This is a genomic window from Sporofaciens sp. JLR.KK001 (assembly GCF_036941055.1).
Taxonomy (GTDB): domain Bacteria; phylum Bacillota; class Clostridia; order Lachnospirales; family Lachnospiraceae; genus Sporofaciens.
On record NZ_JAYMNO010000001.1, the window covers coordinates 989221 to 1012380 of the forward strand.

Annotated in this window: 19 protein-coding genes; 15 read left to right on the top strand and 4 right to left on the bottom strand. The window is 48.2% G+C overall.

The genetic code is table 11. From position 1 onward, the window contains the following. Positions 1-51: 51 nt before the first annotated feature. The gene (locus VSQ62_RS05410; RefSeq protein ID WP_334633627.1) at positions 52-1224 is read right to left on the bottom strand and encodes an NAD(P)-dependent malic enzyme; all 1173 of its coding nucleotides are present in this window, start codon (positions 1222-1224) and stop codon (positions 52-54) included. 333 nt (positions 1225-1557) lie between these two features. Here VSQ62_RS05410 and VSQ62_RS05415 point away from each other — a divergent pair, with 333 nt between their 5' ends. Then, the gene (locus tag VSQ62_RS05415) at positions 1558-2508 is read left to right on the top strand and encodes a LysR family transcriptional regulator (RefSeq protein ID WP_334633628.1); all 951 of its coding nucleotides are present in this window, start codon (positions 1558-1560) and stop codon (positions 2506-2508) included. A gap of 34 nt (positions 2509-2542) precedes the next feature. Here VSQ62_RS05415 and rbsK read toward each other — a convergent pair whose 3' ends face one another. After that, positions 2543-3481, bottom strand: a complete 939-nt coding sequence (gene rbsK, locus VSQ62_RS05420) for a ribokinase (RefSeq protein WP_334633629.1) — start codon at positions 3479-3481, stop codon at positions 2543-2545. A 3-nt stretch (positions 3482-3484) separates the two neighbouring features. Further along, positions 3485-4348 carry a carbohydrate ABC transporter permease gene (locus tag VSQ62_RS05425; RefSeq protein WP_334633630.1) on the bottom strand — a complete coding sequence of 288 codons (864 nt, stop codon included), beginning with the start codon at positions 4346-4348 and terminating at the stop codon, positions 3485-3487. 263 nt (positions 4349-4611) lie between these two features. Here VSQ62_RS05425 and VSQ62_RS05430 point away from each other — a divergent pair, with 263 nt between their 5' ends. Together VSQ62_RS05430 and VSQ62_RS05435 are read left to right on the top strand one after the other, a co-directional pair. Next, positions 4612-6519, top strand: coding sequence for a PfkB family carbohydrate kinase (locus VSQ62_RS05430; RefSeq protein WP_334633631.1), 1908 nt, complete (start codon positions 4612-4614; stop codon positions 6517-6519). A gap of 81 nt (positions 6520-6600) precedes the next feature. Beyond that, positions 6601-8175, top strand: coding sequence for an AAA family ATPase (locus VSQ62_RS05435; RefSeq protein WP_334637576.1), 1575 nt, complete (start codon positions 6601-6603; stop codon positions 8173-8175). Between the two features lie 56 nt (positions 8176-8231). Here VSQ62_RS05435 and VSQ62_RS05440 read toward each other — a convergent pair whose 3' ends face one another. Beyond that, positions 8232-9449: a sensor histidine kinase gene (locus VSQ62_RS05440; RefSeq protein ID WP_334633632.1), complete on the bottom strand. Its 1218-nt coding sequence runs from the start codon at positions 9447-9449 to the stop codon at positions 8232-8234. Positions 9450-9907: 458 nt separating this feature from the next. On the opposite strand from VSQ62_RS05440, the gene VSQ62_RS05445 reads away from it, so the two are divergent. From VSQ62_RS05445 to modA, 12 genes are all read left to right on the top strand, one after another. Beyond that, entirely contained in the window at positions 9908-10105 is a 198-nt protein-coding gene (locus tag VSQ62_RS05445; RefSeq protein WP_334633633.1) for a hypothetical protein, read from the top strand. Positions 10106-10301: 196 nt separating this feature from the next. Beyond that, positions 10302-12890 carry an ATP-dependent chaperone ClpB gene (gene clpB / locus VSQ62_RS05450; protein WP_334633634.1) on the top strand — a complete coding sequence of 863 codons (2589 nt, stop codon included), beginning with the start codon at positions 10302-10304 and terminating at the stop codon, positions 12888-12890. 120 nt (positions 12891-13010) lie between these two features. Continuing rightward, on the top strand, positions 13011-13832 hold the full coding sequence (locus VSQ62_RS05455; RefSeq protein ID WP_334633635.1) for an AAA-like domain-containing protein: 822 nt from the start codon (positions 13011-13013) through the stop codon (positions 13830-13832). A gap of 27 nt (positions 13833-13859) precedes the next feature. After that, positions 13860-14564 carry a GxxExxY protein gene (locus VSQ62_RS05460; RefSeq protein ID WP_334633636.1) on the top strand — a complete coding sequence of 235 codons (705 nt, stop codon included), beginning with the start codon at positions 13860-13862 and terminating at the stop codon, positions 14562-14564. Between the two features lie 83 nt (positions 14565-14647). Further along, positions 14648-15901, top strand: a complete 1254-nt coding sequence (locus VSQ62_RS05465) for a Y-family DNA polymerase (protein WP_502957712.1) — start codon at positions 14648-14650, stop codon at positions 15899-15901. 119 nt (positions 15902-16020) lie between these two features. Then, positions 16021-16881 (top strand): YitT family protein, encoded by an 861-nt coding sequence (locus VSQ62_RS05470; protein ID WP_334633638.1) that lies wholly within the window; start codon positions 16021-16023, stop codon positions 16879-16881. 167 nt (positions 16882-17048) lie between these two features. Further along, positions 17049-17978 (top strand): NTP transferase domain-containing protein, encoded by a 930-nt coding sequence (locus tag VSQ62_RS05475; RefSeq protein ID WP_334633640.1) that lies wholly within the window; start codon positions 17049-17051, stop codon positions 17976-17978. A 42-nt stretch (positions 17979-18020) separates the two neighbouring features. Beyond that, a complete protein-coding gene (locus VSQ62_RS05480) occupies positions 18021-19040 on the top strand; it encodes a molybdopterin-binding protein (RefSeq protein WP_334633642.1) in 1020 nt (339 codons plus the stop codon). Between the two features lie 39 nt (positions 19041-19079). Further along, complete coding sequence (locus VSQ62_RS05485; protein ID WP_334633645.1) at positions 19080-20138, top strand: XdhC family protein; 1059 nt, start codon at positions 19080-19082, stop codon at positions 20136-20138. 27 nt (positions 20139-20165) lie between these two features. Further along, positions 20166-21143: a GTP 3',8-cyclase MoaA gene (gene moaA / locus VSQ62_RS05490; protein ID WP_334633646.1), complete on the top strand. Its 978-nt coding sequence runs from the start codon at positions 20166-20168 to the stop codon at positions 21141-21143. Between the two features lie 2 nt (positions 21144-21145). Then, a complete protein-coding gene (locus tag VSQ62_RS05495; RefSeq protein WP_334633648.1) occupies positions 21146-22078 on the top strand; it encodes a molybdopterin-binding protein in 933 nt (310 codons plus the stop codon). Positions 22079-22169: 91 nt separating this feature from the next. Further along, positions 22170-23078, top strand: coding sequence for a molybdate ABC transporter substrate-binding protein (gene modA / locus VSQ62_RS05500; RefSeq protein ID WP_334633649.1), 909 nt, complete (start codon positions 22170-22172; stop codon positions 23076-23078). The last annotated feature ends 82 nt before the right edge of the window (positions 23079-23160 follow it).

Below are 23160 nucleotides of genomic sequence, written 5' to 3' on the forward strand. Positions count from 1 at the left end.
TTCTGTTGGTATCTGTTATTGCATGGTTTTGAGAGCTGCAGAATATATGCGTCAGATCCTTGCCGCGCCGGTTCTTCTTGCGGCCTTGGCTACTGCTGCGGCTACGGCGTCCTTGATCCTTGGATCGAAGGGCTGCGGCAGGATATATTCTGCGTTCAGTTCATCCGGTGACACCAGGTCCGCGATCGCATGCGCTGCGGCTACCTTCATCTCGTCGTTGATCTCAGAAGCCCGTACATCCAGAGCGCCTCTGAACAGCGCCGGGAAGCAAAGCACGTTGTTGACCTGGTTCGGGTAGTCGGAACGCCCGGTAGATATTACGGCTGCGCCGGCTGCCTTGGCTTCCTCCGGGAAGATCTCCGGGGTAGGATTGGCGCAGGCGAAGATAATGGGATCCTTGGCCATGGTCTTTACCATATCGGCAGTCAGTGTTTTAGGAGCGGATACGCCGATAAATACGTCGGCGTCCTTGATTACCTCAGCAAGAGTTCCCTTCTGGCGGGCGCTGTTGGTAATTTTAGCCATTTCCTTCTTAATATCATTCAGACCCTCGCGTCCTTCGTAGATAGCGCCTTGACGGTCTGTCATGATCACGTTCTTAAGCCCCATAGACATCAGAAGCTTGATGATGGCGATTCCGGCGGCTCCGGCGCCTGAAGTGACGATCTTGACCTCATTGAGCTTCTTGCCGACTACCTTCAGGGCGTTGAGAAGTCCGGCCAGGGTGATTACCGCGGTTCCGTGCTGGTCGTCGTGGAAGATCGGGATATCGCAGCATTTCTTCAGCTTTTCTTCGATCTCGAAGCAGCGCGGCGCGGAGATATCTTCAAGGTTGATGCCTCCGAAGCTTCCGGCCAGAAGACTCACAGTCTTGACAATATCGTCGACATCCTTGCTGCGTACACATAATGGGATCGCGTCAACATCGCCGAATGCCTTGAACAGGACACATTTGCCTTCCATTACAGGCATTCCGGCTTCCGGTCCTATATCTCCTAATCCAAGGACCGCGGTTCCGTCGGTTACGACGGCTACGGTATTCCATCTGCGGGTGAGATCGAAGCTTTTGTCGGGATTTTTCTGGATCTCCAGACAAGGCTCTGCAACTCCGGGCGTGTAGGCAAGGCTTAGAGCTTCCTTGGAATCTACGGCGGCTCTTGCAGCGACTTCGATCTTCCCTTTCAGGTTATAATGCATTTTCAATGATTCTTCAGCATAGTTCATAATTTGTCCTCCATGCTATCTTGCTGTTTTCAGGTTATATTATTTTTGACTGGTTTATTCTGACTTATGATTTTATTATAGGAATTCAGGACATAAAAATCAAATACTTATAATTATATATTTGTTATAAGTAAATACTTATGATATGTGGAAAATATTGCAAAAAAACTATAGTCTGCTGTGTAAGTAAAAGAAATGCTTATAAAGAAATGCTTATATATGTTATATAATATCAGAGTCAAAAGGTTATGTACATATACTTGCATTAGATGGCAAAGTGGGATATTATAAATTAAAAAACCGGATGATCTGCCGTGAATATGAGGTAAGAAGATGTTTCATGGAATGAACTATGTGATGGAAGTGTATAAGGAGCAAAGTTTTTCGAAAGCGGCGCAGAATCTCTATATCTCTCAGCCGGCGCTCAGCGCAGCGATCAAGAAGATAGAGAAAAAGATAGGCGCCCCGCTGTTCGACCGGAGTGTCAGCCCGATCCAGTTGACGGAGTGCGGGAAAGAATATATACGGACTACGGAGAAGATACTGGATCTGGAGGATGAATTTGCTTATCATGTCGGGAATCTCCAGGAACTTCGGGCAGGCCATCTGTCCCTTGGGGGCACGTATTTTTTCGCTTCTTTTATCTTTCCGCCGTTTATAGAACAGTTCCGGCAGAAATATCCCCATGTGAACCTGGATTTTTACGAGGGATCAACGATGGAGCTGGAACAGAAGTTATTTAACGGGGAGTTGGATATCGTGATAGATAACTATGATCTGAATCCGCAGATCTACCATAGGAAGCATTGTTTTCGCGAACAGCTTCTACTGGCGGTTCCGGCGTCATATGACAGCAATCGGAGAGCGGCGAATTACCAGTTGACTGCGTCTGACGTGGAGAAGGACCTTCACCGGAATCCCAGGTTTCCCGGGGTGCCGCTCAAGAAATTCAAGGATGATCCTTTTGTGGTGCTGCGCGCCCACAACGATACGCGGGAGAGGATAGACGCGATCTGCCAGAGGGAGAATATCCAGCCTAATTATATACTGAAGCTGGATCAGGTAATGACGACCTATCATCTCACTCAGTATGGAATGGGGATCTCGATCGTCAATGATACCCTGATCAAGCATCTGCATGCGGATTCGACGGTGATCTATTATAAGCTGGACGCCCCGGAGGCTCAGAGGGATGTATATCTGTATTACAAGAAGAATGCTTATCTGACACGGGCTATGCAGGAATTCCTGCGGATCGCCGCGCCGCAGGAGAGTGAGGATTGAACGCGGCAGTTTGGGCGGGGCAGTTTGGCTTGTATCAGTTTGCTTTCTCGGCTTCTATATGCTGTATGTATTGCTGTACTTCCTGAAGCGTAGGAATAGAGGATTGGGCGCCTTTTCGTGTAACTACGATAGCGGATACATAGTTTGCGAAGACGGCGGCCTCTTGGAGGCTCTTTCCTTCTGCCAGCATGACAGCCAGCGCCGCTGTGAAGGAATCGCCGGCAGCGGTTGTATCAATGGCGTCTACAGGAATGGCGGGGATCCTGCATATCCCGGCCTCTTCGGAATCCACATAGACGCCCTTCTCTCCAAGGGTTACCAGAATGTTTTTAACTCCTTGATTTCTGAGTTGTCTGGAGGCTTCGGGAAGGTGAGATTCGATGCGGTCGATCCCCGTCAGCATCCGAAGCTCAGTCTCGTTCGGTTTGATGATATCTACATAGCGGTATAGTTCCTTAGGGAATTCCTTCGGAACAGGAGCCGGGTCGAGAATAACTGTCTTCCCTAATGCTTTTGCTTTTTTTGCGCCGTAACATACGGTTTCAAGCGGGATCTCCAATTGGAAGATGATAAGGTCAGCTTCCTTTAGAAGGTCTATGTTATTGTCAATATCGCTGCATGATAAGGTGGCGTTCGCGCCTGAGACGACCACAATGCAGTTGTCCCCATCGCTGTTTACGGTGATCAGTGCGGTTCCTGTCATTGTATCGGTTCTTTTTATAATCCGCGACGTGTCTACGCCGGCGCTGCCAAGGCTCGCCATCTGGATATCTGCATACATGTCGCAGCCGACAGCGCCGAGCATGGTGATATCGGCGCCCAGATATCCTGCGGCGCATGCCTGGTTGGCGCCTTTGCCCCCTGGGATCATTTCCATATTATTGCTTAAGATTGTCTCGCCTGTCGCCGGCGTATGATCTACATTCACGACCATATCCAGGTTGAGGCTTCCTATTACTAATATTTTCTTCATAGTCTATCCTTTCACGCTGCCTGCTGTGATTCCCTCCACGAAATGTTTCTGGAACGGCAGGAACAGGCAGATTGGGATGATTGCGGATACCATGGAGCTTGCATAAATATAGGTCCACTGTATAGAACGTTCTCCGCTGAACTGGCTGATCGCAATCTGGATTGTGCGGATGTCCTTGGAGCGTGCGACGAGCAACGGCCACATATAAGAATTCCATTGGTTCATGAAGATCATGAGTCCTGCCGTAACAAACACGGGAACGGAGATCGGCATAATGATCTTGGTGAAGATCGTGGGCCATTTGGCTCCGTCTACTCTTGCCGCTTCTACCAGGCTTGGGGGAATGTCCTTGAAGAACTGGATAAAAAGGAAAGTAACCAGTCCGTCGGCAACGGCGGGTATGATCATTCCGGCGTATGTATCCACCATACTGAGGTTGCTTGCCACACTGTATAATGGAATGGCAATAGCTTCAAAAGGCACCATGAAAGAGATCAAAACCAGCGGATAGAGAATCTTCTTGCCTTTGAATTCAAAGCACGTGAATGCGAAGGCCGCCATGGAATTTAAGATGCATCCGAATATGATCGTGAATACGGTTACGATCATCGTATTCATGATCGGACGCCAGAATTCATGTTTTGTAAAAATGATCACATAATTCTCGAGAGTAGCGGCAGTGGGTATCAGGGATTTGATCGAGAACGGAAACATGTTCCGAAACAGATCATCCTGTGTGCGCAGTGACGCGGAAAGGCAGAATAAAATCGGGAAAAGCGCTGCGACAGCCATAATGATCAGGGCGATATAGATCAATACTTTTCTGGTAAATGCTTCCCATTCTTTCTTTGCTTCGTCCTTACTCATAATTCTCCTTTCTGTTGTAAAGCTTGTTAAAAGTATGAATTGGCATATTGTTTAGGAAAATATTTTCCTAAACAGTTTTCTTATGCGTATATACTACATTACATTTTTACGGATGTCAACATATATTTTGAAAAATATATAATAAAAATTTTTTCTTATAGCATTTTCTTGTGCATATTATACAGCTTGACGCTTTTGGACGTTGACAAAATATGGATTATCATACATAATGGTTACATAAAACATAAGACGAGGAAAAACTTATGACAATTAAAGAGATTGCGAATCTGGCCGGTGTTTCCATATCTACAGTTTCCAAGATCATTAATAACAAAGATCAGAATATCAATCCAGAAACCCGCAGCCGTGTATTGAAAATTGTAAAAGATTATAATTATACGCCATATGGTAACGTGAAAAACATATCTACTGCAAAAAGCTTTCAGATTGGGGTGCTGTTAAGAAGCGGTTCTCAGACGAACCTGATGCTGAACGGTATCCTGCATGCGGCACAGGAGAGCGGGTACAGCATTTTGCTGTATGACAGCGGGAACGACATGGAGATGGAACTTAAGCATATTACGTCTCTGTGTAAGAATAATGCAGACGGGATCATATGGGAGCCGGTATCTGAACAGAGTATGCAGTATGAACGCTATTTTACGGAGCAGAACATTTCGGTCTATTATATTAACGGCTATACAGAGTGTTCTTTTCTTATAGATTTTGCACGGATGGGCTACATACTGACTCAAAAGCTGTTGGATTACAAGCACACGAGACTTGCCTGTTTGCTCAAAGAGAAGAGTCAGCGTTCCGCCCTTGTGTTAGAAGGCTTCAAGAAGTGTCTCTATGAGAATCAGATACCATACAGTGAGAAGATGGAGTTATATATTTCGGACAGGGAATATTTCTCTAAAATAATCAATTACGGGATATCGGGGATTGTCAGTTCTCATTTTGCGTCGTCGCTGATATTGTACGAGCAGATGGAACGGCTGCATTATTATATTCCGTCGGATCTGTCGCTGGTAAGTTTGAAGGACGATGTCAGAGAAGGGATTTCCTTTCCTCATATTTCAAGCGTTAAGATTCCGTATTGTGAATTCGGCAGTTATATATGCAGGGAGTTGATCGATAAATGTGAGAAGAGGGAGCATGACCCGGAATATTTATTTGCGGCGCCGTACGTTTTTGACAATGAGGACAGCCTGGAGCCGCCGTCATTTATGCGCGTCAGAAAAATCGTGGTTGTCGGCAGTATCAATCTTGATGTCACATTCAATGTAGACTGGCTTCCGCAGTCGGGAAGGACTACAACGATCTTGAATTCTGCTACTGCGGCAGGCGGGAAGGGGGCTAACCAGGCGGTAGGCGCGGCGAAGCTTAACAGGGAAGTTTCTCTGATCGGTGAGATCGGCAATGATGCAGACGCGGCGTTTCTCTTTGATACGTTAGAGCGGGAGAATGTAACGACGCAGGGCGTGCACAGAGATCTGAACGCACAGACCGGGAAGGCTTATATCTATATTGAGAAAGGCGGCGAGAGTGCAGTAACGATTCTGTCGGGGGCGAATGGGAATCTGTCGGCAGCAGGGATCCGCAAGCGGCAGTATCTGTTCAAGAATGCCGGGTTCTGTCTTCTTGCGACGGAAATCCCTGTTGAGACGGTCATCGAAGCGGCCAGGACGGCGAAAGAATACGGTGTGAAGAATATTCTGAAGCCTGCGGCTTTAAAGATGATTCCAGACGAACTTCTTAAGCTTACCGATATCTTTATCCCCAATCGCAAGGAGGCGGCTACATTGTGTCCCGGTTTAAGTTCGGTGGAGGAGCAGGCAGAATATTTTCTGAAAAAAGGGATAGAAGCGGTTATTATTACACTTGGGGAGGATGGATGTTATCTGAAGACGGATGATACTGCGAAGTATTATCCGGCGGCGGATTTTGTCTCGATTGACGCGACGGGCGGGGCGGATGCGTTCATCTCTGCTTTTGCATCCTATATGAGCGAAGGATTTTCAATGGATAACGCGATCCGAATAGCGACGTATGCCGCGGGTTTTTGTGTATCCAGACAGGGAGTTGTGCCTGCGCTGGTGGATCGGAATACATTGGAGACGCATATCAGTAAGGTGGAACCGAAGCTTCTGCGGGAGGAGAATAAGTAGACCTTGCGTTACCGCATACGCCAATGGTAAACTAAATAAAAAGGCGAGTTCTTAAGTTCTGTGGAAAGTGTGGTGTGGTTTATGGGGATTTATCTGAATCCGGGGAATAAAGGTTTTTGGGAATCCGTTCATTCTGAGATCTATGTGGACAAGTCGAATCTGATCGCATGCACGAATAGATTTCTTAATACGGAGGATAAATATGTATGCGTCAGCAGGCCCAGGCGTTTCGGCAAATCGATGGCGCTTAAGATGCTGGCTGCTTATTACAGCCGGGGGTGTGATTCTTCCGATCTGTTCAAAGGACTTAAGATAGAAGATAACGGGACGTTTCGGGAACATCTGAATCAATATGATGTGATTCTCTTGAATATGCAGCAATTTGTGATTAGGGCGAAGAACCGGCAGGTGACAGAATATATCGAAGAAGCTGTCATAGAAGAACTCAGGGAGGAATACGGCGATCTGATCCCCAAACGGATAACTGTTTTAGCGGAGGCTCTTGAGCGGATCTATGTAAAGACAGACAGCCGGTTTGTCTTTCTGATAGATGAGTGGGATTGTGTGATGCGGGAACGGCAGGAATCTGAGACGCTGCAGAAGCGATACCTTGATTTCCTGAGGAATCTTCTGAAAGACCAGCCTTATGTTGCGCTTGCGTATATGACAGGGATTCTTCCTGTGAAGAAGTACGGGCAGCATTCTGCACTGAATATGTTCTGGGAATATTCTATGACGGAGCAGTTTGTCTTTGAAGAATATACCGGTTTTACAGAAGATGAAGTAAAAGGTCTGTGCGGCCGGTATAATATGGACTTTGACGCGGTCAGTAATTGGTACGACGGATACCGTCTTAGAAAGTTTAAACATATCTATAATCCAAGATCGGTCGTAGCGGCAATGAGGAATCGCATTTTCTCTAATTACTGGACTTCTACGGAGACTTATGAGGCGCTGAAGATTTATATGGATATGGATTTTGACGGGCTTAGGATGGATATTGTGCAGATGCTCGGCGGGGAGCGGGTGAAAGTGAATACTCTGAGTTTCCAGAATGATATGCGTAATTTTAAGACGAAGGATGATGTCCTTACGTTGCTGATCCACCTTGGCTACCTGGGGTATGAACCAGAGACAGGGGAGGCGTTCATTCCGAATAAGGAGATTATCGGAGAATTTGAGAATGCCATGAGTGTAAGCGGCTGGTCGGAGATTATGCGTATTCTTAGGGCGTCAGAACAGCTTCTTTCGGATACTTTGAACGGGAATGAGGAAAGCGTTGCCTTAGGGCTTGACAAAGCACATATGGAAGCGGCGTCTATATTAACTTATAATGATGAGAATTCCCTTAGCTGTGCAATTGGGCTTGCATATTACAGCGCGAGGAGAGACTACAGGCTCATCAGGGAATTACCTTCCGGGCGGGGCTTCGCGGATGTGGTATTTCTGCCGCTTTCGCAAGTCAATAAGCCTGCGCTTGTGATAGAACTGAAGTATGACAAAACTGCAAATGCAGCTATACAGCAGATTAAGGACAGACAGTATATTCAGGCGCTTGACGGATATGTTGGAGAAATCCTGCTGATAGGGATCAATTATGCCAGAGATAATAAGGATAAGCCGCATAGCTGTGTGATAGAGAGAGTTTGTTTATGAGCCCCCTGATTCCCCTCATGAAAGAGGGGGGAGATAGCTCCTCTCTGAATATGATGTTATTCCTTTTTGTCAGTAAGTTCTATATGTTGTATGAAATAGCTGCATTTCATTGTCGTTTCCAATAGCACATTGTCATAAGAACTGATGATTTTCTGGGCGTTCCAAAGCCCGATTCCTTGATGCCCGGCTTTTGTGCTAAAGCCTTTTCGCTTTAAGTTATGCAGCATTACACCGTTATCCCGAAAACTGTTGCTTATGATGATTGATACGCCGGCTTTATCTTGAATAATATTTAAGCCTATTTGCGGCTGTTCTGTCTCCAATGCGGCTTCAATTGCATTGTCTAAAAAGATTCCCAGTATTCTGGCAAGGTCTACCGTGTCTATCAGAAAACTTTCCACTTTGCCGGGAATATCAATGGTGATATCGATCCCCAATTCATGGGCGTAAATCATTTTTACGGAGAGCAGGCTTTTGATTTCTAATACACCGATGTTGCTAAGCTGGTTTAGCTTATAATCTCCCTTCGTAATCAGATTCTTCGTTGGGAAGATTTTGCTTTCAAAAAAGAATTTTAATCTATCCATATCACCATCTTCAATATAACCGGAAAGAGAGAGCAGAATATTAACATAATCATGCTTAAAGGAACGCAGGCCGTTATACATAGCTTCTAAATTCTGAGTGTAGCTCTGTAAGTCCTGCAGGGCTTTCTGCTTTGCTTCGGCCTGTATCTGTTCCAGATAGGAGCGGCGCATAGACAGAAGTAAAAAACACATCACAAGCAGATACCCTGAAATGTGTAAGACGTTATTGTAGATCATTCTGCCGATAGAACCGTTCTGGCCTGGAATCAAATTATCAAACAGATAGATGGTTATAAGGAGCAGTAATGCAGCGTCTATCACATACCATGTCTGCGAAAGGCGCAAAATGCCCTTGCCAGATAGGAATATCTTTTTCAGCAGCTTGCCGAAAAGCAGCGTGATCCAATAAAACAGAAAAATATAAATCAAACTGACGCCGAAAGAAAAATACCACTGATTTGATAAAGGTGAGGGAATCAGTGTATAAAGAAAAATTGACAACAAATTCTCTGTCATAACGGCAAGCACACATCCGGTCATGCCCATAAAAACATTCTGTGGTGCGGTGTCCCGGCAGGTAACCAATCCATAAATACATACCGCCGCCAGAATACCGAACAGACCGTATGGAACACAGGCGAAGAGCGTTACAGGCATTCCGGCAGCCAACAGCAGTATATAAAGCACACTAAACGCTTTGATGTTCATATGTTGGGGCCATACATTGCGAATAGCAAGGGAAAGCCGAAAAAAAGAAAGCAGCATTTCAATATATTCCTTCTTACGATATTTACTTTCCTAATGGTGTTAGTCAACAAGTGTGTTGGTAACATTTATAGCACTATATATAGATGTTGGTAAACCCAAAATATTCATAAATATAGAGGTTCAAGTGATTGCATAAACCGCCAAACAGAGTTACCAACACAGTTATTGACTAACACCTTCCTAATTATACTTTATACCATTCTTTATATCAACCGTCCTCTTGCAAAAATGACGAATAAGCGAGTGTTTTGTGAAAAGAAAAACGCACTTATTCATGAATTAGGGCATTTTATGACTGTTTTGAAAAAATTGCCGTTTTCTTTGGTATACTACCTCCATGGTAAATGAATTTATTGTTGGAAAGGAAGCAGGAAGCTATGAAGCATTTATTAAAAGGGGCTGCTGTAGCAGCAGTGGTATTGATTACTTTAATGATTATCAGTATATTTTGCAATATGCATAACATTCACTTAGACCAGACAGCGACAGGTACGATATCAGCAGTTTGTGCCATGCTGTTTTATCGTGGATTGATTAAGAATGAAAAAAATAAAGATGATGAGAATGAAAAATAACGAATAATCATTTTACAAGCGCCCACCACATAAATAACGGAGTATTGGTGGGCTGATTTGCTGCGCCTAAAAAGACTTAACAAAATTTTCATACAATTTCAGCACTCACCCATTGACTTGGCTAATAAAATGCGTTATTGTTATATCGTAAATAGAACAACTACCTATTCAGCATTTTTAAAAGGAGGCTGTAACTATGAATATAAATAAATTTACGCAGAAGTCTATCCAGGCAGTCCAGGACTGTGAGCGTACAGCAATGGAATACGGCAATCAGGAGATCGAGCAGGAGCATCTTCTGTATGCGCTTCTTACCCAGGACGACAGCCTGATCCTGAAGCTTATGGAGAAGATGGGGATTGACAAGGACATTATCGTGAACCGTACAGAGGAAGCATTGCGCAAGCGCACGAAGGTGCAGGGCGGGCAGCAGTTTGTGGGCCAGGATCTTAACAAGGCGCTGATCCATGCGGAGGACGAGGCGAAGCAGATGGGAGACGAGTATGTATCGGTAGAGCATCTGTTCCTGTCTCTGATGAAGCATCCGAATAAGGAGCTTAAGACGATCTTCCGGGAAATGGGGATCAAGAGGGATGATTTTCTCAAAGCCTTGTCTACGGTCAGAGGCAATCAGCGTGTGACCAGCGACAATCCGGAAGACACCTACGATACGCTTAATAAATACGGCTCAGATCTTGTAGAGCGGGCGCGGGAGCAGAAGTTAGACCCTGTGATCGGGCGTGACTCGGAGATCCGCAATGTGATTCGGATCCTTTCCAGGAAGACGAAGAATAATCCGGTCCTCATAGGGGAGCCGGGCGTCGGCAAGACGGCGGTCGTGGAAGGTCTGGCGCAGAGGATCGTCCGTGGCGACGTGCCGGAAGGTCTTAAGGATAAGACCATATTTTCATTGGATATGGGCGCCCTGGTGGCAGGAGCCAAATACCGCGGAGAATTCGAGGAGCGTCTGAAAGCAGTGCTTGAGGATGTGAAGAACAGCGACGGGAGGATCATTCTCTTTATCGACGAGCTTCATACGATCGTAGGCGCAGGCAAGACAGACGGGGCCATGGATGCGGGCAATATGCTGAAGCCTATGCTCGCAAGAGGAGAGCTTCACTGTATCGGTGCGACGACGCTGGATGAATACCGTCAGTATATTGAGAAGGACGCGGCCTTAGAGCGCCGTTTCCAGCCGGTTATGGTAGAGGAGCCGACGGTGGAAGACGCAATCTCTATATTACGGGGATTGAAGGAGCGATATGAGGTCTTTCATGGCGTGAAGATTACGGACAGCGCGCTGGTTGCGGCTGCCACACTGTCACAGCGTTACATTTCAGATCGTTTTTTGCCGGATAAGGCGATCGATCTGGTGGACGAGGCGTGTGCGCTGATTAAGACGGAGCTTGATTCTATGCCGGCGGAATTGGATGAGCTGCAGAGGAGGATCATGCAGATGGAGATCGAGGAGGCGGCGCTTAAGAAGGAGGACGACCGTTTAAGCAGAGAACGTCTGGAACATCTGCAGCAGGAGTTGGCAGAGTACAGGGAAGAATTTGCCGGAAAGAAGGCGCAGTGGGACAATGAGAAAGTCGATGTGGAGCGTGTGCAGAAGATCCGGGAAGAGATCGAGCAGGTGAATAAGGATATTGAGAAGGCCCAGCAGTCTTACGACCTGAACAGAGCAGCGGAGCTGCAGTACGGAAGGCTGCCGCAGCTTTTGAAGCAGTTAGAAGAGCAGGAAGCGAAGGTGAAGGATGAAGACAAGTCTCTGGTGCATGAGAGCGTGACGGATGATGAGATCGGCAAGATCGTGTCGCGTTGGACTGGTATTCCGGTTACGAAGCTCAACGAGAGTGAGCGGAGCAAGACCCTTCATCTGGCGGAGGAGCTTCATAAGCGTGTGATCGGCCAGGACGAAGGAGTAGAATTGGTAACGGAAGCCATCATCCGCTCCAAGGCGGGGATCAAGGATCCGACCAAGCCGATCGGTTCCTTCCTGTTCCTTGGTCCTACGGGCGTGGGGAAGACGGAGCTTGCAAAAGCGCTTGCTGAGAATCTGTTTGATGATGAGAGCAACATGGTCCGTATCGATATGAGCGAGTATATGGAGAAATATTCGGTATCCAGGCTGATCGGAGCGCCTCCGGGATATGTGGGATATGATGAAGGCGGACAACTGACGGAAGCAGTCCGCAGGAAGCCTTATTCGGTGGTGCTCTTTGACGAGGTGGAGAAGGCCCACCCGGATGTGTTCAATGTCCTTCTGCAGGTGTTGGATGACGGGCGGATCACAGATTCCCAGGGACGCACGGTGGATTTCAAGAATACGATTCTGATCATGACCTCGAATATCGGTTCATCCTATCTGTTAGACGGAATTGACGAGCAGGGCAATATCAGCGAAGAGAGTCAGAAGCTTGTGATGGATGATCTGCGGGCGCATTTCAGACCGGAATTCCTGAACCGTCTGGATGAGATGATCCTGTTCAAGCCGCTGACGAAAGGAAATATTTACGGCATTATTGACTTACTGGTGGCGGATGTGAACAGGCGGCTGGCAGACCGGGAGATCTCGATCGCGCTTACGGAAGAGGCGAAGAATTATGTGGTGGAGGGCGGTTATGACCCGACCTACGGAGCAAGACCTCTGAAGCGGTATCTGCAGAAGAATGTGGAGACCCTTGCCGCGCGGCTGATGCTTAAGGGCGACGTGGGTGCACAGGATACGATTCTGATCGATGTTGCGGACGGGAAGCTTACAGCCTGTACGGGTGTAAAATAATAATACTTTTTCGGGAAACGATTCCAGAGGGAGATGCACTTGTAAAAAAACGATAGCTGGAATATAATTATACTCAGGAAGCGGATGAGTCATCAACAGTGTAAAAGAAAGGTGTATCTTATGAAATGTTTTAATACGGCGGGAGTGTGTATTCCAAAGCTCAATTACATGGCAGATACATCGGCGGTGATTGAGCAGATTATTGCCCGTTATGTGTCGCCCGGAAAGTATTTTACAATAGACCGTCCAAGACAATGCGGGAAAACGACGACGTTATATCTCTTAGAAGAGCAGTTGAAAAATGACTATATTGTGTTAAGCTTAAGTTTTGAATCCGCAGACGAACTATTCGTTTCGCTCTATACACTGGCCGCGGGATTCATTCGTAAGACTGCGCGGATCTTGAAGGCGCAGGGGATAGAGGGGTCTATACTCAATGACTGGCAGCAGCCCATATCACAGGAGTTCCCTTTTGATGATCTGGGACAGAGGATCACAGAACTTTGCATGAGCTGCGGCCGGGATGTCATTCTGATGATCGATGAAGTAGACAAGAGTTCGGACAATCAGATCTTCCTGTCCTTCCTGGGGCTCCTCAGAGAAAAATATCTGGAGCAGATGAAGGGGAAGGATCAGACTTTCAGATCGGTGATACTTGCCGGTGTATACGATATAAAGAATCTGAAACTCAAGCTCCATCCGGGTGCGGAACCCAAATACAACAGCCCATGGAATGTCGCGGCTGACTTTGATCTGGATATCAATTTTTCTCCGGACGAGATTGCCTCGATGATCAGGGATTATGAAAATGACTGGAATATGGGGATCGATATTGCCTGGATGAGCAGTATCTTATATGAATATACGTCCGGCTATCCATTCCTGGTATCCAGGCTGTGCCAGATTATGGCGCAGAACGGTCGGGAAGGGTGGAGCCGGTAGGGGTTCCAAGGTGCGGTCCGGGAACTGTTGAAAGCGCCCAATGCATTATTTGACGATATGAGTAAGAAGCTTGCAGAATATCCTGAACTAAAAGAGATGATCCATAGCATTCTGTTTCAGGGGAAAAAATATGCCTACGAGATCGAAAACCACAAGGTCAATATAGGGAAGATGTTCGGGTTTCTGGCCGAAAAACAGGGAATGGTCAGCGTCTCTAACAGAATTTTCGAGATGAAACTATATAATCTTCTGAGCTCTGAAAATGAGACAGACAGCAGGATCTTTACAGTTGCCGATATGGAGAAGAATCAGTTCGTCAAAGACGGCATCCTCCATATGGAGCTGGTAATGCAGAAATTCTGTGAATATTTTGAAGAGATCTATGCAAATGCAGACGACAGATTTATCGAGGAGAACGGAAGAAGAATATTCCTGATGTTCTTAAAACCGATCATCAACGGAAGCGGGAATTACTATATCGAGGCCAGAACACGTAATATGAAGCGGACGGATATCATTATTGATTACAAAGGCATTCAAAGTATTGTCGAGCTCAAGATCTGGCATGGACAGGAATACAACCGGCGCGGTGAAGCGCAACTGGCGGAATATCTGGAATATTATCATCTGAAAAAGGGATACATGCTCAGTTTTAATTTTAATCAGAGCAAGAAGACCGGGATGCGGCAGATTAAATTAGACGGCAAGCTGCTGATAGAAGCGGTCGTATAAGAGGATGGCGGCGCAGTGTATACTGCGCCGTTGATGTATCAGCGAATCACAGCTGTGTAGTGCAAACGAGCCGGATCTGTGTTATGATTGGAACAAATTTGTGTCAGGAGGCGGAAAGTGTGTCAGTCATATTTCATATAGATGTGAATTCTGCTTACCTTAGCTGGACGGCGGCGGAACAACTGAAAAACGGTGCGAAGAGAGACTTAAGACAGATTCCGTCCATTATCGGAGGAGATCAGAAGTCACGGCACGGTGTCGTGCTTGCGAAGTCGATCCCGGCGAAGAAGTACGGCATCCGTACAGGGGAGCCTGTCGTGAATGCCTTCCGCAAGTGCCCGGGACTTGTGATGGAGCCGCCGGATCACAAGCTGTACAGGCAGTACAGCGACAGGCTTATGGATTTCCTGAGGGAATATACCCGGGTGGGTACGGCAAGAGGTCAGGAAGAATATACGGCCAGCATTGAGCAGGTAAGTGTGGACGAATGTTATGTGGACGTCACTGAATTCGTGAAGCGTTACAGTTCGCCGGTCGACGGTGCGATGGAGATTAAGAATGAAGTCTGCCGAAGATATGGATATACGGTCAATGTAGGGATCTCGAGCAATAAGCTTCTGGCGAAGATGGCGTCGGATTTCGAGAAGCCTAACAAGGTACATACATTATTTCCCGAAGAAATACAGGTGAAAATGTGGCCGCTGCCTGTATCTGAACTCTATATGGCGGGGCATTCCAGTGTAGAGATACTGCAGAAGCTTGATATCCATACCATCGGAGATCTGGCGCGTATGGATCCGAAGCTTATAGAACTGCATCTGAAGAGCCACGGCAGGAAACTGTGGGAATTCGCCAATGGTATCGGAAGCGACGTGGTTGAGGCTGAGCCGGCGGAGGCGAAAGGGATCGGGAATTCTACAACTTTATCTCAGGATGCGGTCTCTGAAGAAGAGGCGAAAGAGGTGTTGCGAGTTCTTGCCGCCAGCGTCGGCAGAAGGCTTCGAAGGGCAGGACAGAAGGCGAAGATGCTGAGTGTGGAGATCAAGTACCATACTTTCGAGAGCGTGTCCCATCAGAGGCAGCTTGGCAGGGCAACGAACCAGGATCAGGATATCTATGAGGAAGCGAAAGTATTGTTCCGGGAATTATGGGACGGCACGCCTGTCCGTCTTCTGGGTATCCGAAGCTCGAAGCTTGTCCAGGAGGACGAACCGGAGCAGCTAAGCCTGTTTGACCCGCAGTTTCAGCCGGATCCGAAGCGGGAGAAGCTTAACCAGGCGCTTGCAAAGGTGCGGGAGAAGTACGGAGACAGGATTGTCAGGAAAGGGATGTCTTGACAAAGAGATAATTACTGGATATACTAATAATCAGAAGAGCAGCTGCGAATTATACTTTTATAGTTTGCAGCTGCTCTTTTATCATTGAGCTATTAGTTGTGAAGCGGGAGGTAACTGTGATGAAGAGTATTAAATGGAAAGAATTAGGGATAGATATTCTGGTCGACATTGCGGCGAGCATGCTGATCGCCGTAGGGATCTATAATTTTGCGCTGAATGCGAATTTTCCGGTGGCAGGGTTCTCGGGAATTGCGATCGTTCTCTACCATCTGTGCGGGCTTCCGGTCGGTGCGGGGACGCTTCTCTTGAATGTGCCGGTTTCCATCTTCTGTTATAAGTTCCTTGGCAGGACGTTTTTCCTTAAATCCATCAAGACGATGATCATATCTTCGGTATTTATGGATTACGTTGCGCCGATGTTTCCGGTGTATGACGGAAACCGGCTGCTTGCCGCGCTTTGTATGGGGATATTGAGCGGCGCGGGCTATGCGGTCGTATTCATGCGCGGTTCATCTACGGGAGGACAGGACTTTATCAGCATGTCGATTAAGAAGGTGAAGCCTCATATCACGCTTGGAATCATTACTTTTATCCTGGATGTGTCGACGATCGTGCTGGGAAGCGTGCTTGTGTTCAAGGACATTGACGGATTCATCTATGGTGTGATCGTGACTTATCTGATGGCGATCGTGATGGACCGGATCCTGTATGGAATCGATGAGGGCAAGATGACGCTGATCGTGACGGAGCATGGCTCGCAGGTTGCGGAATGCATCGACGAATATTCGGGAAGAGGGTCTACGATCCTGAAGGGAATGGGGAGCTATTCCAAGCAGCACAAGGATGTAGTGATGTGTGCATGCAATAATAAGCAGATGTATACGATCAAGAAGCTGGTGAGGCAGATCGATCCGAAGGCATTTACGATCATTATGGAATCTAATGAGGTTGTGGGGGAAGGCTTCAAGGAAGATGTGTAGGCATTGTGTTGAATTATTTACTTTATAAATATATATTATTGACATATTTGTTAAAATGTGATAATTTATTATTACAATAATAAAATATGTTACAATCATTTGTATAAGTATCAGGCCATTCACTCATAGGTAATGGCAGCTATATTTTGCAGAAGGAAGAGACAGATATGAATGTAGGTGCAGTAATCGCAGCGGCGGACAGGCCTCTTGGAACGGATGACGGCGGACAGATCGTGAAGATCGGGAACTTGACGTTAGCCGAGAGGATCGTCATTAATTTTCAGAGAGCCGGAATTAAGGATATTGCAGTGATAACGGGTGCTTCGGCAAAGCAGGTTGAGAAGTCGCTGCACCGCTTCGGCGTCACGTTTTTGAAGAAGGAGAATTATGAGAGCTCGGAGTTGTTCGATTCTGCCAGAATGGGATTGGAGTATTTGAAGAACCGCTGTGATCAGGTTTTTTTCTGTCCGGTGGACATTCCCTTTTTTACGGAGCAGACATTAAGAAGTCTGTTAGAGCAGCCGGGGGAGATCGTGATCCCTAAGTATAACGGCAGAAGAGGGCATCCGGTACGTTTTGATGCAGGGCTGATTCCTTCTATACTTAAGTATCAGGGAGATCGGGGGCTTAAGGGTGCGTTGGATTCCCTGGGAATTGCGGCGTATGAGGTGCCGGTTGATGATGAAGGAGTCATAGTGGATGCGGACGAACCCGGGAATTATCAGCATATTCTTAAGCTTCATGATGAGAAGCTGATGCGGCCGCAGGTGAAGGTAAGGCTTGCGAATCACAGACCTTTCTTCGGGCCCGGGGCAGTGACGTTGCTTCGGCAGATCGACAGGCTGGAATCGGTAAGAGAAGCCTGCGGGAAGATGGGGATCTCCTACAGTAAGGGATGGACGATCATCCGCACGGCGGAGGAAGAACTTGGATACAAGATCGTTGAACGGCGGCACGGCGGGAAGAACGGCGGCGCGGCTTATATAACGGAGCGCGGCAAGAAGCTGTTATATAAGTTCGAACGGTATGAAGAACAGGTGGAGAAGGCGGCGCTGGAATTATTTGAAGATATTTTTTTGGACACCGATTTGTTTTGAAAAAATAATCGAACAAAAAAAGATAATGGGGAGAAGACACAGATGAAATTAATGAAGACAGAAGATGCAGCAGGACAGATATTATGTCATGATATTACACAGATCATCAAGGGAGTCACCAAGGACGCGGTGTTCCGTAAGGGGCACGTGATCCGCGAAGAGGACATTCCGGTTCTCTTAAGCGTAGGCAAGGATCACATCTATATCTGGGAGAATAACGAGAACATGCTCCATGAGAATGAGGCGGCGCAGATTCTATACGATATCTGCAAGAATGACCATATGAGGCCGACCGAGGTCAAGGAGGGCAAGATTGAGCTGGTCGCAGAGTGCGGCGGTGTCCTCAAGATCGACAGGGAGAAGCTTAACCGGATCAATTCGCTGGGTGAGATGATGATCGCCAGCCGCCACGGGGATTTCCCGGTGAAAGCGGGAGATAAGATCGCCGGAACGAGGATCATTCCGCTGGTGATCGAGAAGGAGAAGATGGAACGTGCGAAAGAGGCGGGCGGTGATGCTCCGGTCTTCACGATCCTGCCGTTTCAGAAGAAGAAGGTGGGGATCGTCACCACGGGCAATGAAGTATTTCACGGGAGGATACAGGATACATTTACCCCGGTGATCGCAGAAAAATTGTCGGAATATGACGCGGAGATTATCGGTCATGAGGTCAGCGACGATAATCACGAGCGTATTACGGCATGTATTCAGAAGCTGATCGGACAGGGCGCGGATATGGTGATCTGTACCGGAGGTATGAGTGTGGACCCTGACGACAAGACGCCGCTTGCGATCCGTAACTCCGGCGCAGAGGTTGTAACATACGGGGCGCCGGTACTGCCGGGGGCGATGTTCCTTCTGGCGTACTATGAGGGGAATATTCCTGTTATGGGACTGCCGGGCTGCGTCATGTATGCGAAGCGGACGATCTTCGACCTGGTGCTGCCGAGAGTGATGGCGGGAGAGATATTAGAGAAGAAGGACCTGGATATCCTTGGAGAAGGGGGCTTATGCCTGTCCTGTCCGGTCTGTACATTCCCCAATTGCGGGTTTGGCAAGTAGGCGCAAAGAGGAGAGAAGAAGAATGAAGGTGGTCATAATATGATGGAATTTTATAACAGGATAGAGAATGCGGATCCTAACCGTCAGAATCTTGCACTGACCGTCGTAGAAGGACAGGCGGCGGGGGAGAAGGCGCTGGTCATAGACCGCAGGCTGGCCTGGGAATCCTCTGATGAAGGATATTTTACAGAGCACAGAGAAGAGATTGAACAGATTCAGGATCACGGCCTGGTATCTGTCGGCGGTCAGAAGGTGTTCTGCGAATTGCTGGGAGGAGAGAAGAAGCTGGTGATCTGCGGAGGCGGACATGTGTCTATTCCTATCATTCGGATGGGATTGATGGTAGGGTTCCATGTTACGGTGCTGGAGGACCGCCCCATGTTTGCAGACAACGCAAGGCGGGCAGGAGCTTCGCAGGTGATCTGCGAATCATTTGCAGAAGGGCTTAAGAAGATAGAAGGAGACAGAGATACCTTCTTTGTGATCGTAACGAGAGGGCATCGGTATGATCAGGCGTGTCTGGAGAGTATTGTGAGAAAGCAGCATGCATATATCGGCATGATCGGGAGCCGGAGACGTGCGGCGCTGGTGAAGGAGCTTGTGATCGAAGCCGGAGGAGATACGGATGTGGTGAACCGCGTACATTCTCCGATCGGGCTTAACATTGGAGCGGAGACGCCGGAGGAGATCGCGGTCTGCATTATTGCTCAGATCATAGAAGCAAAGAACAGGAAGAAGCTAAGCGGCGGGTATTCCAAAGAGATGCTTCGGGCAATCTTAGAGACGCCGCAGGGTGAGGGCAAGGAGAATGCGGATGCTTCGGTGAACGAGGGAAAGATAATGACAACGATCGTAGCCCGCAGGGGTTCCGCGCCTCGGGCGGTCGGCACGAAGATGCTGATACTGCCGGACGGAAGATGTGTGGGAACCATAGGCGGCGGCTGCGCAGAGGCGGAGGTCTTGCGAAAGGCGCTGTGGATGCTTAGGAGTCAGGAACCAAAGACGAAATTATGCCAGGTCAATATGACCGGGAAGGATGCCGAAGAAGAAGGTATGGTCTGCGGCGGCGTAATCGACGTATTCCTGGAGTCTGTATAGATAAGAGCGGAGAGGAAAAGGGATGTCATGAGAGATCAGTATCAAAGAGAAATAGATTATCTGAGAATATCGGTAACGGACCGTTGTAATTTCCGATGCAGGTATTGTATGCCGGCAAAGGGCGTGGAGTTCGTGGAGCACAGCGAGATCATGACTTATGAAGAGATCCTGCGGTTCTTAAGGATCGCCGCCGGGACCGGGATACGGAAGGTAAAGGTCACCGGAGGGGAGCCGCTTGTGCGCAAAGGGGTCTGCGGGTTCATCCGCAAGGTTCGGAATATCCCGGGAATCGAATCCGTCACCCTGACAACGAACGGGGCGTTACTGGAAGAGCATCTTCCTGAACTGGAAGCGGCAGGGATCACAGGTATCAATGTTAGCCTGGATACCCTGGATCCTGAGAAATTTCACCAGATTACAAGGTGTGATGATTTCGGCAGGGTGTGGAGCGGGATTCATGCAGCTGCGCAGACGAAGATTCCGGTCAAGGTCAATTGCATTCCCATGAAGGGCTGCAATGAAGAGGAGCTTGCGAAGATAGCGACGCTTGCGAAGGAATATCCGATTACGGTCCGCTTTATTGAGATGATGCCGATCGGGATGGGAACCGGGTATGCAAGGATTCTGCAGGACGAGATCAAGGAACTTCTGGAAGATCGTTTCGGAACGATGGAATTAGTAGATGAGATCCTTGGAAATGGCCCGGCGGGCTATTACAAGATAGAGGATTTTAAGGGGCGGATCGGATTCATCAGCGCGGTCAGCCATGAGTTCTGCGAAAGCTGTAACCGTATCCGTCTGACTGCTGACGGGATCTTGAAGCCTTGCCTGAACTTCGAGAGCCGGGTGAATCTCAAAGAAGAGATGCGAAGCGGGATGACGGATGAAGAGTTAGAGAGGTTGCTTAAAAATGTGATCTATCATAAGCCCAGATGCCATGCATTTGGAGATGAGACGAAGAAGGATATACAGGAGAAACGCCGGATGGCGGGGATAGGAGGATAAAGATGGGAGTTGTAAGAGCAGTCTGCACCAGTGAAAGGCGCGGGATTCAGAAGAAGGATGTGGGGACCGCTGATTTTCAGGTGGGATTCGGAATTAAGGGGGATGCCCACGGCGGTAACTGGCACAGGCAGGTGAGCCTGCTGTCAGCGGAGAAGATAGATGCATTTAACCAGAAGGGAGCGGGGGTGAAACCCGGAGCCTTTGGGGAGAATCTGGTGGTGGAAGGATATGATTTCAGGAATCTTCCGGTAGGAACGAGATTCCAGTGCAATGATGTGATCCTGGAGATGACGCAGATCGGGAAGGAATGCCATACGCATTGCCAGATCTATCAGAAGATGGGAGAATGCATCATGCCGACCCAGGGAGTATTCGCCCAGGTGATCCGCGGCGGAAGCATTTCCGTAGGGGACGAGATGCGGATGCTTGAAGATAAGGATACGCGGTATACAGCGGCGGTAGTGACCATGAGCGATAAGGGCGCCAAGGGAGAGAGGGAGGATACGAGCGGGCCTCTGATCTGTAAGATGCTTGAAAAGGCGGGATACCGGGTCGCGGAGAAGCTGCTCATCCCGGATGATCAGGCGAGGATAGAGAGGGAACTGACCCGGCTGTCCGACGGCAGGCAGGTGAACCTGATCCTTACGACGGGAGGAACCGGGTTCTCCGAGCGTGACCGGACACCGGAGGCTACCATGGCAGTCGCCACGAGAAATGCGCCGGGTATCGCGGACGCGATCCGTATGCATTCATTGTCGATAACCGGAAGGGCTATGCTCGGAAGGGGCGCATCCGTGATCAGGAACAAGACTGTGATCGTGAATCTGCCGGGGAGCAGGAAGGCAGTTCAGGAGAGCTTGGAATACATATTGCCGCATCTGGAGCATGGAATCCAGATATTGATGGGAGATACCTCGGACTGTGGGAGGAGATAGAGAAAATATGATTTGAAAAGTTTGCTTGCAGCAGACTTTTTCAATGGACAGCGATTACTTTGAAAAAAGTAATCGAAAAAGGAGGATACGGATGTTTAAGAGAGCGGTAAGCGATTTATTGATTGGAATCCTGATGGGAGTTATGCTGACGGGATGCGGCAGTTTGTCCAAGGATCAGGCGTCGAAGGAACCGTCCGCGAAAGGCGGCGCAGAACCGCAAGAGAGATCAGAAGGCGGCGACGCGGAAGAGACGGAGATCCAGGTATTCATTGCAGCCAGCCTGAATGCGGTTATGACAGAGTTGGCGGAGAAATACAATGAAGAGCACCCGGAGGTGAAGATCACGTATAATGCGGACAGTTCCGGTACGCTGCTTACTCAGATCCAGGAAGGGTATGAGTGCGATATTTTCTTCTCAGCGGCGTCGAAGCAGATGGACCAGTTAGAGGCGGCCGGGCTTATGGAGGAAGGGACGAGGGCCGATGTGCTCAACAATCAGGTGGTGGTCGTGACCTTAAAGGACAGCGGGACGAAGGTGACCGGGCTTGAAGACATAAACCGGGCAGAGAGCTTCGCGCTGGCAGGAGGAAGCGTTCCGGCCGGGAAGTATACCAGACAGGCGTTGGTGAATCTGGGAGTGTTAGAGGAAGCTGAGGATGTGTCTGCGATTACTGCAGAGCAGGTCTCGGAAGCGCTGGGAGGATTAGAGATCAGCGAGCAGGACAATGTGAGCAAGGTATTGTCTGCGGTGGCGGAAGCCTCCTGCGAGGTCGGGACCGTTTATTATTCTGATATCTACGGATATGAGGATCAGCTTAAGATTCTGGAGACGGTAAGTTATGATCTGACAGGGAATGTGATCTATCCCGCTGCCCGGGTGGTGAATGATGAGGCGGACGCTGCGCAGAAGGCAGCGGCGGATGATTTTATGAAGTTTATCCTGTCGGATGAGGCGAAGGAGATATTCGATTCTTATTATTTTGATACGGATGTAGAATAGTTCCATATTCTATGTCTGATGCGCCGCTGCCAGCGGCGGGATTTTGAATATGATGGGAGTAATTGAATGTGATGGGAGTAAT